This window comes from Candidatus Avelusimicrobium faecicola (assembly GCA_900540405.1).
Classification (GTDB): Bacteria; Elusimicrobiota; Elusimicrobia; order Elusimicrobiales; family Elusimicrobiaceae; genus Avelusimicrobium; species Avelusimicrobium faecicola.
Window position 1 is genome coordinate 1 of record UQFW01000032.1, and the last position, 17,722, is coordinate 17,722.

General features: G+C 49.7%; 14 protein-coding genes. 4 read left to right on the top strand and 10 right to left on the bottom strand.

The window, feature by feature from the left end; genetic code table 11:
• Positions 1-289 precede the first annotated feature (289 nt).
• Together ACQY18_RS04190 and ACQY18_RS04195 are read right to left on the bottom strand one after the other, a co-directional pair.
• The gene (locus ACQY18_RS04190; protein WP_428038968.1) at positions 290-2,140 is read right to left on the bottom strand and encodes an ankyrin repeat domain-containing protein; all 1,851 of its coding nucleotides are present in this window, start codon (positions 2,138-2,140) and stop codon (positions 290-292) included.
• A gap of 447 nt (positions 2,141-2,587) precedes the next feature.
• Complete coding sequence (locus ACQY18_RS04195; protein WP_176777753.1) at positions 2,588-2,758, bottom strand: 4Fe-4S binding protein; 171 nt, start codon at positions 2,756-2,758, stop codon at positions 2,588-2,590.
• 148 nt (positions 2,759-2,906) lie between these two features.
• Here ACQY18_RS04195 and ACQY18_RS04200 point away from each other — a divergent pair, with 148 nt between their 5' ends.
• Complete coding sequence (locus tag ACQY18_RS04200; RefSeq protein WP_428038969.1) at positions 2,907-3,380, top strand: pilin; 474 nt, start codon at positions 2,907-2,909, stop codon at positions 3,378-3,380.
• A 218-nt stretch (positions 3,381-3,598) separates the two neighbouring features.
• On the top strand, positions 3,599-5,548 hold the full coding sequence (locus ACQY18_RS04205; protein WP_428038970.1) for a FeoB small GTPase domain-containing protein: 1,950 nt from the start codon (positions 3,599-3,601) through the stop codon (positions 5,546-5,548).
• Between the two features lie 87 nt (positions 5,549-5,635).
• On the opposite strand, the gene ACQY18_RS04210 is transcribed toward ACQY18_RS04205, so the two are convergent.
• A complete protein-coding gene (locus tag ACQY18_RS04210) occupies positions 5,636-6,178 on the bottom strand; it encodes a type IV pilin protein (protein ID WP_428038971.1) in 543 nt (180 codons plus the stop codon).
• Between the two features lie 319 nt (positions 6,179-6,497).
• A complete protein-coding gene (locus ACQY18_RS04215) occupies positions 6,498-6,965 on the bottom strand; it encodes a hypothetical protein (protein WP_176777756.1) in 468 nt (155 codons plus the stop codon).
• A gap of 67 nt (positions 6,966-7,032) precedes the next feature.
• Between ACQY18_RS04215 and pepT the strand changes: the two genes are divergently transcribed.
• Both pepT and ACQY18_RS04225 read left to right on the top strand, forming a co-directional pair.
• On the top strand, positions 7,033-8,268 hold the full coding sequence (gene pepT, locus ACQY18_RS04220) for a peptidase T (protein ID WP_428038972.1): 1,236 nt from the start codon (positions 7,033-7,035) through the stop codon (positions 8,266-8,268).
• A 328-nt stretch (positions 8,269-8,596) separates the two neighbouring features.
• Positions 8,597-9,145 carry a type IV pilin protein gene (locus tag ACQY18_RS04225; protein ID WP_428038973.1) on the top strand — a complete coding sequence of 183 codons (549 nt, stop codon included), beginning with the start codon at positions 8,597-8,599 and terminating at the stop codon, positions 9,143-9,145.
• A 259-nt stretch (positions 9,146-9,404) separates the two neighbouring features.
• Here the strand turns inward: ACQY18_RS04225 and ACQY18_RS04230 are convergent, their stop codons facing one another.
• The 6 genes from ACQY18_RS04230 to ACQY18_RS04255 form a co-directional block, all read right to left on the bottom strand.
• Positions 9,405-12,485 (bottom strand): hypothetical protein, encoded by a 3,081-nt coding sequence (locus ACQY18_RS04230; RefSeq protein WP_428038974.1) that lies wholly within the window; start codon positions 12,483-12,485, stop codon positions 9,405-9,407.
• Positions 12,486-12,599: 114 nt separating this feature from the next.
• The gene (locus tag ACQY18_RS04235) at positions 12,600-14,156 is read right to left on the bottom strand and encodes a hypothetical protein (protein WP_176777760.1); all 1,557 of its coding nucleotides are present in this window, start codon (positions 14,154-14,156) and stop codon (positions 12,600-12,602) included.
• Positions 14,157-14,171: 15 nt separating this feature from the next.
• Positions 14,172-14,741, bottom strand: coding sequence for a cyclodeaminase/cyclohydrolase family protein (locus ACQY18_RS04240; RefSeq protein ID WP_176777761.1), 570 nt, complete (start codon positions 14,739-14,741; stop codon positions 14,172-14,174).
• Between the two features lie 23 nt (positions 14,742-14,764).
• Positions 14,765-15,616: an HAD hydrolase-like protein gene (locus tag ACQY18_RS04245; protein WP_176777762.1), complete on the bottom strand. Its 852-nt coding sequence runs from the start codon at positions 15,614-15,616 to the stop codon at positions 14,765-14,767.
• On the bottom strand, positions 15,613-16,500 hold the full coding sequence (locus ACQY18_RS04250) for a DMT family transporter (protein ID WP_428038975.1): 888 nt from the start codon (positions 16,498-16,500) through the stop codon (positions 15,613-15,615). Before ACQY18_RS04250 ends, ACQY18_RS04245 begins: the two co-directional genes overlap by 4 nt.
• 43 nt (positions 16,501-16,543) lie before the next feature.
• Positions 16,544-17,419 carry a DMT family transporter gene (locus ACQY18_RS04255; RefSeq protein ID WP_428038976.1) on the bottom strand — a complete coding sequence of 292 codons (876 nt, stop codon included), beginning with the start codon at positions 17,417-17,419 and terminating at the stop codon, positions 16,544-16,546.
• Positions 17,420-17,722 lie beyond the last annotated feature (303 nt).

Sequence of the window (17,722 nt, forward strand, 5' to 3'; positions counted from 1 at the left end):
GGAAACTTTTTCAAGCCGGCCCGCCTTTTTAGGGGCCGGCTTTTTTGCGCGTACCGTTGCTACCGTATTCAATAAATGGCGTAGTTTTTATGAAACTCCCCGGGTATAAAGCCCGGGGATTTTTATAAGTGGGCGCTGTATGGGGTAAGCCGTATAGGGTGCGCCGGGTTTATGTAAAAGCCCCGGGTATAAGCCCGGTGGGTATGGTGCGCAGTATTTATCCTCACAATAAAAAGCCCCCCGCTTTGGGCGGAGGGCTTTTTCATATTCCTTGCGGAACAACTAAAACTTATTGTTGCGCGGACGCATCCGGGTTGTAGGCGGAGTACGCATCTTGGGCCGCTTGAGCAGTGGCATCATACGCATTGGCCGCGGCGTTATAACCGTCGTTTACAGCCCCGGTAGCGGCGTTGTAGCCGTCGCTTACGGCATTGGCGGCGGTATCATAGGCGTTTACGCCTTGGTCGTAGGCGGCTTGAGCGGCGGCCGCCTGTTGGGCTGCGGCTTTTTCGGCCGCTTCGCGTTTGGCTTTAGCCCGGGCGGCGGCACGCGCTTTGGCTTGTCTGGCTTTGCGGGCTTTAGCGCGGGCGGCCTGTTTGGCTTTGGCCTGTTCGGCCGCTTCGGCTTCTTGGATTTCTTTGGCAATATCCGTCAAAGAGGCTTCGGCCGCGGCTTTGCTGTCTTCCAGTACGGAGGGCGCCGGAATAGCAACTTCTTCTACCGTAGGATTGAGCGCTTCCTGCACGCTTTTTTCCGTCACATCCGTTTCCTGCTCGTTGTCTTCCGCCGCCGCCTGCATTTGCGGGGCCAACCCGGTGGTGTCTTTCCCGGCTACTTCCAGGGCCTTTACGTCAAAGACGTTCCCGGCAGGGGTGCCCGCCAAATATTCTTTAGATAAATCAAATACGGTTTTATTGTCTTTGTTGACGGCTTCCAAATCCGTATTCGTTTTTAACAAAAGCAGAGCCACTTTTTGGTTTTTGTTTTTTACCGCTTGCATGAGGGCGGTGTCGCCATTGGCGTCTTTCAAATCCAACTCCACCCGTTTGGACTCCGCCAACACTTGGGCACAAGGGGCGGCTTTCGGGTCCTCGGTCGCGCGCATAAGGGCGGTTTTGCCGTCGTTATCCACGGCGTTTACATCAGTTTTTTTTTCACCTTGCAAAATGCTTACAAACACCGGTTTGTGCTGTTTTACTGCCGCCGTTAAAACGGTTTGTCCGTTTTCGTCTTTGGCGTTTACATCCGCACCCAGGTTGATTAAGGTTTCAAACGTGCGGGTTTGGTCGGTAGACATAGCATAAAACAGCGGCGTGCGTTTGTGGGAATCGGTAATGTTTATATCCGCACCGTTGCGCACTAAATAGCGCACGGTGGCATCCTGCCCTTCGGCCGCGGCTACGGCTAAAGCGTTTAAGCCGTTGTTCGGGTTTTTGTAATTCACGTTCGCCCCGTTGGCTACCAACGCTTGCACGTTGCCCAACGCCCCCGCTTGGGCCGCATACATTAACGGCGTGTTGCCGGTGATGTCGGCCAGTTCCGTAGCGGCGGAGTTGAGTTTGATTAAATTGGTAATCAGCGCTTTGTTGTTTTTAGCGGCGGCGTGCAAGAGCGCGGTTTTGCCCAAATCGTCTTTGGCGGTCACGTCGGCACCGTGGGCAATTAAATATTGGGTCGCTTCCGTATTTCCGGCGGCGGCCGCGGCAATAAGCGGCGTCACCCCATAGCTGGAAACTTCGTTTATTTTCGCCCCGCCTTCTTCTACCAACATTTTAATAATATCCATATTCCCTCTTTCGGCCGCAACCGCCAGAGGCGTAATGCCTGCGTAGTTTTTCTCGTTCACGTTTACGTTGGCAAACAACAACGTTCTTACGCGGTCGGCATCGTCCACTTTTACGGCGCGCACGAGGGACGTATCGTATACAAATTTAGTTTTGGCGCGTTCGCGCGTACCCAAAGTGGTGCTGGCGTAATTTTTCTTTTCCGCGCCGAATACGGTTCCGCGGTAAATATCGCCGGGCACATCCCCCGTGGCTTTGGCGGCCAGTTGGGCGGTGGTGTCAGTTTCCGCACCGCCTTGGCTAAACGCCGGGGCGGCTAGAAACGGTAAAACAAAAAGCATATATAGTTTTTTCATGTAGTAATCCTCCGGTACTTATATTATACAAATAGGCGGCGGATTTTTTACAAAAAATTTCAAAAAAATTGCCGCGGCGGTGCTAAAAAAAGGAAAGCCGTATACCGGATAGCTTAAAATAAATAGTTATTTTTTCAATATTTTTGTTAAAAAACTTGCATTTTTTTTAATAAGCGTATAAAATATAAGGTATAAATAAAAAGATTTTATCCCCCAGAACCTTCGATTTACCCCCCGAACGGTTCTGAAAAAACCCCCGGACGAAAGTTTGGGGGTTTTTATGTGGCCGCGAGTGTGGCGGTTTATAGCGGGGCTTTCCTCGGCAGTGGGGCGCAAGCCGTTGCAGGGTGGGCGCGCGGCGCGGTTTGTAGCGGGGCGGATTTCTATACAAAAATAAAAAACCGCCGCCTTTTAACGGGCGACGGCTTTTTATAAGGGTCCGAACAGTTATTTGCTGATAGCGCCAACCGGGCAGGTAGAAGCGCAAGAACCACATTCAATGCAGGTACCTTCAGCAATGGTTCTTTTGCCGTCTTTTTCGGAAATAGCGGCTACGGGGCAAGCACTTTCGCAAGCGCCGCAGTTAATGCAAACATCCGGATTTACTTTATAAGCCATGGTTTATTCTCCTCATTCATACTGCTGATAATTTTATTATACTTAAATTATACAAAATCCGGCCGGATTTGGCGCGCTTAAAACTGCGCTATGCCGCCGCGCGCCAATTATGCTATTATAAAAATAACACTTTTTTAAGGAGGCTAAAATGAAGAAAGGTTTTACATTAATTGAATTGTTGGTGGTTGTGCTGATTATCGGCGTTTTAACGGCGGTGGGCGTTCCGCAATATATTAAAGCGGCCGAAAAAGCCCGCGCCGCCGAAGCGTTGCAAATGATGGGCGTATTGAAAGATTCCCTGGCTATTTGCTATTCCACTTATCAAAATAATTTTAATGCTAAATGCACGTTTGATAATTTGGAAGTAAAATTAGCGAACGCCACGGCGGAAAGCATTACGGGCGAAAGTTTTACGGTGACGCGCCTAAACGGAGATGACACCTATTATTACGGCGTTAAGTTTGAGCGCAACAACCCGGCGAAAGATTATTCCCTTACCGGCCAAAAACGCCGCAGTGACGGTGTTTTTGTGCGCAAATGCGTGCCGAATAATACAACCAAAGGGCGCGAACTCTGCCGCGTGGTGGCGGGCCGCAATTATGATAATGCCAACGGTTTTTAGCCCCCTGTGATTAAGTGCAGTGTGCCGGCTCCACCCCAGGGGCCGGCTTTTTATTTATAGGGCTACCCGGCAAACGGCTTGCGTGCTTTTCATTCTCTCCCCCCCCTTTTTTTAGGGGCCGGGGCGGCACATTGTAAGGCGCGCTTTACTCCCGCCGCTTGCCAAGCTATACGCCCCAATGGTATAATAAAAGTAAGGATTAGCTAACTTTTATACTTATGGAAAAAGATTTCAACCGCACATTACAGCAGTTAAGGCCGGGCAGTACCGCCCGGATTAAGGATATTCAGGCGGATGCCAAAATGACCGAAAAATTGGCCGCCATGGGCCTTGTAAAAGACCAACTTGTCACCCGCAAACCGGGCAGTAGCCCCATTGTGGTAAGCGTATCGGGCACCGAAGTTGCCATCGGGCGGGAAACCGCCAAAAAAATTATTGTAGCCGCCAAGAAAAACACCTTTCTGTTGGCCGGAAACCCCAACGTGGGCAAAAGCCTTATTTTCTCCCGCCTGACGGGCATTGGCATTATTTCTTCCAACTTCCCGGGTACCACGGTGGGGCTCAATTACGGGCAAACCGTTTTTAATGGGGATAGCTATGATATTATTGACATCCCCGGCTTGTACCGCTTGGAAGAAGAATGGCTGATTGAAGGCAAAAAACGCAATTTATTTAAGGAATTGGATTACGATTTTATCGTCTGCGTGGCGGATGCGTCCCACCTGGAGCGCAACCTGTACTTTTTGTTGGAAATTATGCAGCTTAAAAAGCCGGTTATTTTACTGCTTAATAAATTTGACGAAGCCCAACGCAAAGGGATTCAAATTAATGTAAAAGAGCTGGAAAAACAACTGGGTATCCCGGTCGTTCCGGCGGTAGCCACCACGGGCGAAGGGTTAAAAGAGCTGTCTTATCAGGCTTCTTTAATTACGGAGCAAAAACAGCCGCTAAGTGACTTGCAGGTTCCCCCCACCGCCGAAGGCAAATGGCACGTTATCGGCGATATTATCAGCAAAGTGCAGGTGATTAAGCACAAACATCCGTCTATCTGGGAAAACTTACAGCGCATTGCCACCAACCCGGTGACGGGTATTCCGCTGGCGTTTGTGGTGTTGGTAGTGTCTTTCTTTGTGGTGCGCTTTGTGGGCGAAAGTATCATAGATTTTTTGTCGCCGTTTTATGATAATTATTATTTCCCCTTTATGCAAAAACTGTTTGCCGGTTGGTTTGGGGACAGTAATTGGCTGACCCATATTTTAGTGGGTGACGGCGGGGAGCTGTATTTTGGCATATTAACGGACGGCTTAAAAATTGCGCTGGTGGATGTAATGTCTTATGTGTTGGCATTCTATGCACTGCTGGGATTTTTGGGCGATTTGGGCTATCTGCCGCGCCTGGCGGTACTGTTAGACGGCCTGTTGCATAAAATCGGCCTGCACGGCTATGGGGCCATTCCCATTATGTTGGGGTTTGGGTGCAAAGTGCCTGCCGTCATGGGCGTGCGCGTGTTGGAAACCCGCCGCGAACGCATTATTGCCTTGGCGTTAATTTTGGTGATGGTGCCGTGTATTTCCCAAACGGCTATGATTTTTGCCATTTTGGCGCCGTACGGCATTAAATACCTGCTGATGGTTTTTGGTATTTTGTTCCTGTGCGGCATTTTGGCGGGAACGGTACTCAATAAATTAATGCGCGGGGAAACGCCGGAATTATTTATGGAAATTCCCTCGTGGCAAATTCCGCAGTGGCGGCCGTTATTACGCAAATTGTGGATACGCATGAAGGAGTATCTGGGGGATGCGTTGCCGCTTATTTTAGGCGGGGTGTTTTTGGTGGATTTAATGCAGCTTTCCGGCCTGACGGATTGGCTGACGAAAGTGTTGCGCTTCCCGGTGGAACATTTGCTTTCTCTGCCGGGCGAAATTACCCCGGTGCTTTTGCTGGGGGTACTACGCAAAGACGTATCTATTGCTATGTTATCCCCCTACCACTTAACGCCGGAACAACTGGTAGTATGCTGTATTTTTATGACCATGTACCTGCCCTGCGTGGCGACGTTCTTTGTGATGTTGCGTGAAAGCGGCCTGAAAGACACCTTGCGCGTGGTGGCGCTGACGTTTGGGCTGGCAACCGCCGCGGCGTGGATATTGGGCGTAATTTTATTCTAACTGCAAATATAGCTTAAATAAAAAGTTCCCCCGGTAAACAAATGCCGGGGGTTTTTTATTACGGATTTATTTGTTGAATGGGCCTATTTAATTTAACAGGTAAATGTTGATAGGCGTGCCCATTTCGGCCGGTTGGGAATGGGCTAAATTTTGCTCGGCCGGAGTGCCCCCTTGGCTTTTGCAGGCGGCCACGGCGGCCGGATTGGTGGCATGGGCCCAACATTCTATGCGGTTGGGAAAGGCGGAATTATCAAAATAAACCGCATACGCCAGCGGAATATCCGCCGTTCCGCGGGCTCCGGCAAACCCTACTACGGCCTCTCCCGCGCGGCCCACCACGCCGGATTTAACATCTATCCAAAAATCATTACAACGGATATGCCCGGCCCCGGGGGTACTGCACCCGCTGATTTCCCCCACGTCCAGCACGGAGGTATCATCCGGGTAGGCTCCGTTTGCCATGTAGTAAGTTTCAGCCGCGTTTTTAATGGTGCGTACGGCCGGGATTAACCGGGCCAGCCGGGCTTTTAATACGGCGGCGCGGTATTGCGGCAGGGCGGCAGAGGCCAAAATGCCGATAATCAGAACTACTACCAGTAATTCTATAAGTGTGAAACCTTTATTTTGCATAATTATTCTCCTTTCTGTTTTGGAAAATAAAACGCAAAAAAACGGCCGTTATATTTGAGCCAGAAACGCTAACCCAATATATAACAGCCGCGGCTTGCCGCCCTTGCGGGCGGCAAACACTTGGAGCAAAACAAGCGGGTAATTAGGCCGCCTGTCTTGCTCCTGCAATCGGCTGTTTTTGGAGCGTTTCTGTGCCGCTTTTAGGGGCGGCTCACCGTATGCTTGCCATACGGTTCCAAAAACAGATAAATTTTTGATTTTTCACCCAATAGGGGTGTCTTTCTATAACTCCTGCTATAAAATGCGCCCGTGGGCGGTTTTAGGTGTTGTACGCCCCCACGCGGCCAATGTCCACCGGCACCGGGATTTCCGTTCCCAGCGGGCCTTCAAAATACATGGTGCCCGTTAAATGGTAGTCCACCGTGCCGCTGTTCATGCTGACTAACCCCAATAATTTATTGCCAAATGCGCTCATGGGTACCACTAAATGCGCTTTGGCATTTTTTACCGCTTGGGGCTCCACGCGGATATCCTTTAACTCTATTTTGGATACCGGCGTGTCGTTCATAGCAAGTTCCCCCTCAAAGCGCTTAATGGCCGCGGCTTGCTTTTTGTTCATATTGGTAATGGCAATCATCACATCAAACGAAAGGGACGTCACGTTATAGTCGGACAGTTCCACACTTTTTAATGCGTATTTGCAATTAGCCATATTTTCGGCCTCTTGCACAGAGGCGCACCCGCCCAGCAGCGCGGCGGATAAAACAAACAAAAACAACTTTTTCATAAATCCTCCTTAGGAATGCTGTTCAAATAATTGTATAATAAATTTACATCCCTTTGGAGCTTTTTTTATGAACGAACTAAAAACCGAATTATACCAACGTTTTGTAAAATATGCGTCCGTGGACACCACCAGTGACCCCACGCAAAAAACAACCCCCACTACGTCCAGCCAAATGATGTTTGCCAAAATGCTGGCGGACGAAATGCCCTCTGCCGGATTTACGGACGTGGAAATGGACGAATACGGCTTTGTGACCGCTACCATTGAAGCCAATACGGATAAACCCGCCCCCACCGTGGGCTTTTTTGCCCACATGGATACGGTTTGCGATTTTAACGGCAAAGGCATTACCCCCATTCTGCACGAAAATTACCAGGGCGGAAACGTGGTTATTAACGAATCCAAAAAAATGTATTTAACGCCGGAAACTTCCCCCAGCTTAAAACGCTGTATCGGGCACGATTTGGTGACGTCCGACGGAACTTCTATTTTGGCCGGGGATGATAAATTGGGTATTTCGGTCATTATGACGTTTGCCCATTACTTAAAAAATCACCCGGAAGTAAAGCACGGCAAAATCCGCGTGGCGTTTACCGTGGATGAAGAAACCGGCACCGGGATTGCTTATTTTGATGTGGACCGCTTTGGTGCGGAATTTGCCTACACCATAGACGGCGGCCAACTGGGCGAAATTGACTACGGCAACTTTAATGCCGATAAGTTTGAAATTGCCATCCAGGGTAAAAACTGCCACCCCGGCTCTGCTAAAGATTTTATGGCCAATCCGGTGCGTATTGCGGCAGATATTGTGTCTTCCTGGCCGGAAAACCGCTTGCCGGAAACGACCGAAAAAGAAGAAGGTTTCATCTTGTTTATGGGCATGGATGGCAATTTGGAACACGCTACCTTGCGCGGCATCGTGCGCGACCATGATTTAACCAAGTTTGAAAATTCCAAAAAAGAATTACAGGATATTATCAACCAAAAATTGCAAAAATATCCCAATGCCAAAATTACGATGCAATTTACCAAACAATACCGCAATATGAAAGACGTGCTGGAAGAAAAACCGCAGGCGATGCATGTGCTGAAACGCGCGCTGGAAGATGCCGGTATTGAATACAATTTGGCCCAAGTGCGCGGCGGTACGGACGGCGCCCAGCTGACGTTCCGCGGCCTGCCCACGCCCAACATTTTTGCCGGATACGAAAACCCCCACGGCCCGTATGAATGGCTGAGTTTGGATTGGACGGAAAAGGTATTTCACATTATGAAATACATTGTGACGGACTTAGTAAAATAAGTTTTATAAAAGTTGTTTTACAATGTGGACAAAACCGGAGCTTCTTGATTAGCGCTCCGGTTTTTTTATCAAAAAAGAAACTGCCTCCACGGGGATAGGTTCTGTACTAAAATTCATTTTATTGGTTTTTTTTGTAAAAAATACGCTCACTCCACTGCCGAAATGGCAAACATACCGCGTATCCTAAAATAAGCGTCCCCAAAATATTATGAAGATTTTTTGCTTAAAAAATAAACATTTTGCCTGTTATTGTTAGAAATAGGTTGTTTCGTTTTTTTTTTTGATAAATTTTATTTATAATAAAATTTATCAAAAAATGAGGTGCAACATGAAAAATGCAAATACAAGCCGATTAGGGGGCTTTACGTTGATTGAATTATTGGTGGTAGTTTTAATAATAGGCATTTTGGCGGGCGTGGCTCTGCCGCAATATCAAACAGCCGTAGCCAAAAGCCGCTTGGCAGCGGTTATTCCAAATGTAAAAAGTATGGCAAATTCTTTGGAAATGTATTATTTGGCAAACGGTGCTTATCCGCCTGATGCTAATGAGGATTTTGGTTTTGAAGTGGATTTGCCCAAATCTTGCACCAGTAGAACAACCACTAGCGGAATTTATTGTCCGAATAATGATGTATATGATTTGCTGGACTATGGGGCACCTTCCGTTTTTGGCGGAAACAGCAAGGCTAAAGTGGGCTACACTATTTGGTTGCAAAATTCTAACCAACCGGGGCTACACCAGTGCGTAGCGGTGACGTCAGACAAAACGGCTAATTCCGTGTGTAAAAGTATGGGCGGTGTGCCCTCTAGCAAACAAACCGCTACTTATTCAAGGACGGCTTTAGGCGGAGATACCACCAGTTATGATTTGCCTTAAAATAAAATTTATAAATATTGCGCCCCAGCAGTGTATTGCTGGGGTTTTTTACACTTATTTTTTATTACCGGCAAGCGTGTGTAGCGGGGCCATATTTATTTTGTTATGTATTTTTGCAGGGCGTGCGCCAAGGTTTATTATGCGGTGACTCGATATAAAACTCCCCGGGCTTACGCCTGGGGTTTATTGTGAGCAGTAGTTTATAAAAAACCCCAGTTTTTTTTACTGGGGTTTTTGATAGTACAATTAAAACAACTTGTTAGCGCGCAGGGCGTTGGACCGCACGGCGTTGCGCAGTGCGCGGCGCCTGGTTTTGCTGGGCGGCACGCTGTTGGTATGCGCGCTGCTGTTGGGCAACCTGCGGGTTAGCCGCCGGATTTACAAACGCTTGGCGCGGTTGCGGTTGGTTGTAGGCCGCGTTCGCTTGCGCTTGTTGGTAAGGCATTTGGGCCGCTTGCTGGGCCATCGGGGCGGCTTGGCCTACGCCGGCAGACTGGAGCAGATTTTTAGAGTCGGAAATCGTGGGTTCCAACGTTTTCGTGCCCGTATTGTAGTTAAAACGGTACGAAAGTTTGAAACTCTGCGGGTTTTCCGGCGGAACTTTTACCATTACGGAGTAGTTACCCGGGTCTACGGCGGTGGAAATGCTCCATTCCATCATGGCTCCGGCGTTCGGGTGGCGGGCGGCAATTAATTGTTCCAAAGTCATGCCGTTGGGCAAGGCGTAGTTTTTAACCTCGCTCAATACCGCATCCGTCGGGTTTACCTGCTTAACGGCTTGCGGCGCGGGGGCCGCAGGCAACATTTCGTTCATTTGTTCCGTTTGCGCCTGTTGGGTGCGCGCTTGTTTCGGGTTGATAAAGTTCATGCTGTTGGGGAGCAACTGCAAGTAAGCTAGCCCCGCATAAATGGCAATCAGCACCACCACTAACAAACCGCCCAAAACCAACATTTTATTTTTACCGGCGGCAGGAGTAAAATCGGCCGATTTTACATCATGTTGCGTGTTGATGTCCTGCAATTCCGTATCGCCCAAATCCAAGCGTTGGGAATCCGCCGGGTCTTTTACCATAGGTACGGTTTTTAAGTCCAGCGAAGCACCGCGTTTGGTTTTGATGGTGTTTTCCAAAATAATTTGGGAAACGGTCACATCAGCCCCGGGAACCGGGTTTTCCGGTACGGGAGCCGCCGCTTCCGCCGTAGCGGGTTTTTCTTCCGTAGCGGCTTTTTCGGTAGCCAGTTCGGCCGGCTGTTTGTTTTTGGCGGCAGGCACCACTTCTTCAATAAAAGTAGAGCTTTGTGTATTCGTGGCGGCCAATTCCGCTTTGCTCTTTTCCATGGCGGCTTGGGCCGCGGCGGCAAAATCTTTCGTTTCGGCCGGGGGCACAAAGTCGGAAATTAAATAAGTAGAGCCTTCTTTTAATTCAATTTCGGTTAAGTCATTCGGGGAATATTCCGCTTGCGTGGTGGTTTTTTCCGCTTCCTGCACCGGGATTTCCGCCTCCGGCGCCGCTTCTACCGACGGAACCGACGTGGTTTCTTTTACTTCTTCGGTTTGGGTCTGCGGCACCAACTCCGCCGGGGCGTCGTCTTTTTCTTCTTGTTCCTGCATCACCGGGGCCGCGGCGGATTTTTCCGGCATTTCTCCGATAGACGGAATGGTTTGCGGCGCCTCATCAGGCGTGCTGACAGCGGTTTGCGGCGCGGAGAATACAGGCTCCGTCGGCATATCCGCCACCGGTTCTGCGGCGTGTTTGAGGTCTTCCTCGTTAATTAACGCGGCATCATCGGGGTTAATAGGGGCGTTGTTTTGGCCCACCTGGGAGCCCGGCACTAATTCTTGGAAGGTGTTTTCTTTTTCTTCCTCGGCCGCTTGCTCCGCCGGGGTTTCGGCTTGCGCGGGCGTGCCCATATCGGCATCCAAACCGGCTAAACCGGGTAATGCACCCGCGGCTTGCGGCTGTTCTTGCACCGGTTCCGCTTGCACTTGTTGCGGCGCGGGCTCGGGTTCCACGGCTTGCAGTTGGGGTTGTTCTTCCTGCGCCACCGCTAAAGACGGCGCTTCTTCCCCCATATCCAACGTGGGTTTTTCTTCCCCGGCCGGCAAGGTGGGTACTTCGTTAAGCGGTTCTTGCGGTAAATCCGTGCGGATAGACGCTTCCTGCTCCGGGGTGAGCGGGGTTAAATCTTCTTTTACTTCTTGGGCCGGGGTTTCGTCCTGGGCGGACAAAGCCACGCCTGCCGCCAATCCGGCAGCCGCTAAACCTGCCGCGGCGGCCGCTTTTTTAACGGAAGAATCGTCTTCTTTGGCTTTTTCTTCTTTTTCGGCTTCCGCTAATGCCTCGGCGATAAAATCTTTGTGTTCCTTACCGGCAAACTGGCTGATAATGGCCTCTTTTTCTTCGGCAGAAGGCTTTTCATCCGTTTGCGGCTCTTTCTTCAAATTGTTCGGATTTAACAAATCCTGGAACGTGGATTCTTTTTCTTTTTCGGATTGTTCCTGCTGTAAGCTGGCCCCGTATAAAGAATCCAACGCGGAGCGCAACACCACTTCTTCTTCCCCTTGGGAGGAAAGCGAAATTTCGGCCGGGGCGGCGGCAGGTTTTTCTTCCACTGCCGGGGCCACCACTTCGGGTTGCGGCGCGGGCGTGTTATCCGTTTCCGGCATATCCAAATCCATACCTTGTAAAAAGTCCAGCGGTTTATCTTCCGTGGTGCCGCCTTGGGCCACTACGTCTTCGGCATGGTTGGTTAGGGTTTCGGTAGACGGGATAGAATCATCATGCAATTCCTGCTGCATATCCCGGTTGGTAAGGGTGATGGTGTTTACGCCGGAGTCGTCCGCCGGGGTGGCACCTAACGCTTCCCGCACGGTTTGCGGGGCTTGCACCGGCGCGGCCGCTTGGGCGGCTTGTACGGCGGAAGTGGCGGTGATGACCTCTTCCATTTTGGTTTTTAAGCCTTCAATTTCTTGGGTAAGCGAGTCCAGTTTGGCTAAAATTAAGGCCAGCGCGTCTGTATTTGCCGGTTGCGCCGCCGGGGCACTTTCCTGGGAGGCGGCATGCGCGTCTTTAAGCGCCTTGGTTAAATTGGGGTCCGTTTGGCCCGCGGCGGGATTAACGCCCGTATTTAATTCTTCCGGCGTAGGCAACGCCCGCGTAATGGTGGATTCCAGCGGGTCAAATTCAAACACGGTAGATGCTTTTACCCATTCTTGGTTAGCACCGTTGGTTGTTTCCGTGCAAATCAGCGTGTCCGGCGTGAAACCGGCTAACGTGACGAGTTTGTCCTCTTCAAAAGGACCTTCCACTTTGTCATTTATATAGACCCAATATCTCATTGTTTTTTCACCCTTTATATCTAAAAATAAACTGGTACGCTAACAGGATAGCAAATTATGGCTGAATTTAACAGCTTTTTTTATCCTGCGGTACCGAAAATGCTTTTTTCTGTTTTATTTGGCGGCCGCCCGCGCCTGTTTGTAGCGGCTGAGCAAGGCCGATAATTCCTCGGGGCTGGCTTTTTTGGATTGGATGTTGGCCAGCATATCCGCCACCACTTCCAACGACGAGCCCGTTTCCAACATTTCCAATACAAACTGGGAAATCTGCGCGTTGTAGTTGCCGTTCAGTTCCGCCACTAATGTTTGCAACGCAAACAAATGTTTTTTGCGGTCGGACTTCCAAAAGGTATACGGCGCCAAAGAGCTTTCAAAAAATTCCAAAATTTCTTCGGCGGGTTTGGTGCCCAGGTAATTTTTCATTACTTCCGGCGCCAGCCCTTTGGTTAAGGTTTTGGCTTTTAAGTCCCGCAGGTATTGCGCCTGGTCTTTGGCTTCCGTTTGGCTTAGCGTACCCAGCAAAACTTTGCAGGCCAGTTCTTTGTTTTCGTCCGCTTCCGTGCAGAACGGCAGTTGGCGCAAAATATCGGCCATTTCCGTTTCTATTTGGGCAAAATCTTTCTGCCCGCCGAATTTGGCCGCAATATCCGCCGCGTAGCCGCTGTAAAGATTTTTTTTGGAAAGCTGTTCTTTCAGCACAATTCTGTCCCGGCGCAGTTGGGCCGCTTTTTGGGCCGCATCAAATGTTTTGGCAGTGCCGTCCAACAGCACTTTTACCGCCAGGCCCAGGTTTTCTTCTTTCTGTTTTACATGGGGCAAGCGTTGCAAAACCGCCTGGAACGCATCTAAAACATCTTTGGGAGTTTTGCTCTTTAGGTAGCGGCAGGCAATAATCATCAGGTCTTCTTCCAAAATTTGCTTGTTGAGCATTTTGGATAACAGCGTAATATCCTGCGCATCTTTGGGCGTAATGGTGCATAACAAAGCGCGCGCGCAGAGCGAGGCGTTCAGGCTGTCGTCTTTATTAATTTTGCCTAGTTGGGTAAAAAGTTTGTTAAATTCCGGGTTGAATAAAATAGCTTCCGGCTGGGTGTATACGCGCAGTAAATCGGCCGTCAGCACGACGGAAATATGGTATTTGTCGGCGGTGGCTAATACGGCGCGGCGGTTTTCCTTGGGGGTGGAGCGGTTGCGCGAAAGCAGTTCCCGCGCCTGTTCCAATAAAATATCCAGGGCGCAAAGCACTTTTTGCTCGTCGTTCAGCGGGCGGTCCTGCACGTCTTTTAAGGCGGTGGCAAATTGCACGTCAAAATACTTGCGGGAAGAAAAAGACGCATACACGTTTAGCAGTAAATCCGTATCTTCCTGCTCCAATTCCAACGCTTTGGCCAGTTCCGCAATAGAGGTGGCATTGTTGTAAATGCGCAGTTGGCGCAAGGCGGCGGGGAGCGTAATTTCATCCAGCAGAATTTTAGCCGCAATCGTGTCCGTCATGGCGGAATCGGAACTTAATTGGGCGGAGATATTGGCAATATCCTGCTGTAATTCCGGCAGGGATTTTTTATTTTCCAGGGTATACACCAGTTTGGCGGCGTAGTCGTCGTCAATACTGGGGAGCATATTGTAAATGGTGCCCAACATTCCGCTTCTTTTATCTGCTTTTTCGCTCATGGCCGTTGCCCCTTGCTAACAAGATTTTAAGAACAGCGTAATGTGCTGTTCAAATTTAGTGACCCAATCGTTATTTTTAATAAATTCCAGGTTGGCTTTAATGCTTTCTACCGAGCATTTTACACACGCTTTTAACAAATGCTGCCCGCAGTACACGTCCGACAAAATAACCGGCGCAATATCCGCTTTTATCAGGTCTGCTTCGCGCAAGCACTGTATGGCGGTGGTGGCGGTATCCGCAGGCACTTTGGCCGCGGTGACTAACGCATCCTGCACGGCCTGCTCCCGCGCGGGGTTATCCTTGGGGAGTTTTTTGGCTACCAGATAAGCCGCGTAGGCTTCGCCGTCTTTGCGGATGAAATTTTTAAGCTCCTCTTTTAAGGAGCCCATTTTTTTAAGGCTCTGTGAAAGTTTGGCTTTTACGTTTTCCGGCGTGGATTTGCGGTTGGCGGTGGTTTGCATGGCCATCATCACTAACGCACAGCCCATGGCCCCGCTCATAGCGGCGGCGGCACCGCCCCCGGGGGTCGGCTCCGCACTGGCTAACGCCTCCACAAATTTGGCCGCAGTTTTATCCCATTCCATTTTTGTTTCCTCCCCCCATTATTTTACATAATGGTTCCGGATTCCAAGTCCGAATATTTTTTAATGCGCAGCATTTTCAGGCGGTCTTCGTCTATGCCGGTGCGGCTGAAGAAAACGTGTTCAATAGCGCTGGCGGGCATAATGTAGCTGCCGCGTTTAACGCCTTTGGGGTCCGTTTTTAAGCCCAACCACACGCACCAGGTGGAAACATCTTTGAAATCTTTTTCTTCCAGTTCCGCCGCGGCGCGTAAAATTTTGGCCGGGTCCCCAAACCCGCTGGTAATTACCGCACTGTGGAAACCGCAGTTTTTGGCGGCTACAATATCCCGGTGCGTATCGCCGATTACATAAATGTTTTCGGGTTTGAGCGTGGTTTTATATTTCTTTTCCGCGCGTTTGACGGCGGCTAACAGCATATCTTCGCGCGTGTGGCCGTCTTCCCCAAAGCCGCCTAATTCAAAAAAGGAATTTAAGCCGGAGGGTTCTAGTTTAATGCGGGCGCCTTGTTCCAAATTGCCGGTGCCCAAGGCCAAAATAACATCCGGGTCTTTTTGTAAAAGTTTTAAGAATTTTTCCACCCCGGGCACTAAATCGTAATGTTTGGCGCGCACGGCGGCGTGGACTTCAATAGGCAATAATTCCAAATATTTGGCGGTCATTTTTTTCATTTCCGCCGCGGTGGGCTTTTTGCCGTTGTTCAACAGCCCGTATACCAACGTGAAATTATCCGTATCCGTCCGGCCGGAAATTAACGAGTGTTCAAATTCCGGGCAGGAACCGTACAGTTCTTCAAACGCCTTTTTTAAGGCGGTGCGGCCGGCTCCCCCGGCGTTTACTAAAGTACCATCCAAATCAAACAAAACCAGTTTTTTCATTTTTTATCTCCTTTGATAATGCCGGTGACAATGTACGCCCCGGACAGGGCCAATATCAAACCAAGCACTTTATATGTATTTACTGTGTCCTGCCCAAGCAGAACGGATAAAATAAAAGTCATTACCGGGTAAGACAAAATAATGGCGGTTGCCTTGCCCAAATCCATATTGCGTATGGCGGTATACCAAAAGGTATTGCCGATAAAATAATTGCAAATGGCGCTAAAGCCCAGCGTGACCCACAACACCCAAGTAGGGGTGAACAGCAGCGGCCCCTGCACCGTAAACAATACCGCGCAAAAAACGGCTAACACCGGGATAGCAAAAATGGCCCGGGCCGCGGCAATAAGTGCGGGCGGCATATCTTGGGGTAATTTTTTAGCAAAAATGTGGCTTACTTGGAACATCCACAACGTGCCTAAAATGAGCAAATCCCCTTTTAATTGCACGCTAATACCCGTTTGCCATAACAACACCCCAACGCCCAACACAATCAGCAAAGAACCGCCAATTTGTTTGCCGGTGGGTTTTTCCCCCAACAAAAAATAGGCCAGAATGAGCGAATAGACCATTTCAAATTGGTTCAAAATGGCGGCATTGGCCGGGGTGGTATAATTAAGGGCCAACATAAAAAACGTCATGGGTAAAGCCGTGCCGAAAGTGGCCATTAATAAACATTGGGGCCAAACTTTTTTGGCCAGTAATGTTTTCCACCCGCCTGTTTTTACCAGGTACGGAATGAAACAAACGGCAGCCACGGTGCAGCTTAAAAGCATAAACAACGTGGAGGCCGCATACGGCGTGGCGAATTTAGTTCCCACTACGTTTGCGGCTACAAAAAACCATGCAAGCCAAATGGCTACCACGGGGGCTACATTAAACATACAAAATATCCCTCATACTCTATATTCTACCTAATTTATGGGCTTAATGGCCTTGTTTCTTTACTAAACGGCTCACCCAGTAGGCCCCCAACAGCGTAAGCACCAGGCCCAAAATTTGGTACGGGGTGATTTTTTCCAGCCCCAACGCGGCGGAACCCAATAGGGATAACACCGGATAAGAAAGATAAATTGCCGTCACGCGGCTTAAATCCATCGCACGGATGGCTTTGTACCAAAGCACCATAGCCAGGCCGTATTTTAACAAGCCGGTATAGGACAAAACGCTGAACATTTGCAAATTGGGTTTTATAATCACGCCGTCCGTGCATAAAATAACGGCCATAATGATAATCAAAGCCGGCAGGGCGTACAGGTTGCGCGCCATACCAATCACGCGGTAATCCAGCTGTTTAGGCAGTTTTTTAGCCACGGTGGACCCGGCTTGCAACATCCAGGTAGAGCCGACGATTAACAAATCCCCTATCCAACGCGGGGTATAGTGTTCTTTCAGCAAAATAAACAGTACGCCCAGTACAATCAGCGCACTGCCCAGCAGTTGGCTGCGGGTGGGAAATTCTTTCAGAAAGACGGCGGCAAATAACAGGGAATAGAGGAGTTCCGATTGCTGTAAAATAGCCGCGTTGCCCGGTGTGGTGTAATGGAGCGCAATAAGGGAAATGGTAAACGGCAAAGCTGTGCCAAACGTGCCGATAAACAGGAATTTCCAGCGTGTTTCCCGCGCCAGTAATTCCCCCCATTTATGGTTTTTAGTCACCCAAGGCGTAAAATACAGTACGCCAATCAGCGTGCCCAAAAACACCAGTAGGGCGGGGCTGATGACCCCCACAGCATATTTGCCCGCAATGGGCGACAGGCCCACAATGGCCCAGCACAACCAAGTTGCTGCTAAAGGATTCATAAAAAGTATTCTCCGACGGTAATTAAGATAGTAATATTATACCATTTTGCGCTTAGGTATTTGGGCGGTGCGGATAGGTTAAAATACGCGAAAAAGGCCGGCTGAGCCGCGCGCGAAACATTTGGCCGGGCGGGTGATATTATTGGGCGCTTTGTGGGGTGGTGCGTGGCGGGGTGGCGGCAGAAACCAGGTGGAGCGGGCGAAAAAGCCGCCCTAGAAACAAGGTTAGGCAGTGCGGGGTGTAGCGGCGGCCCGCAGGGCTGTCTTAATACTTAATAAAAAAACCAAGCATAAACGCTTGGT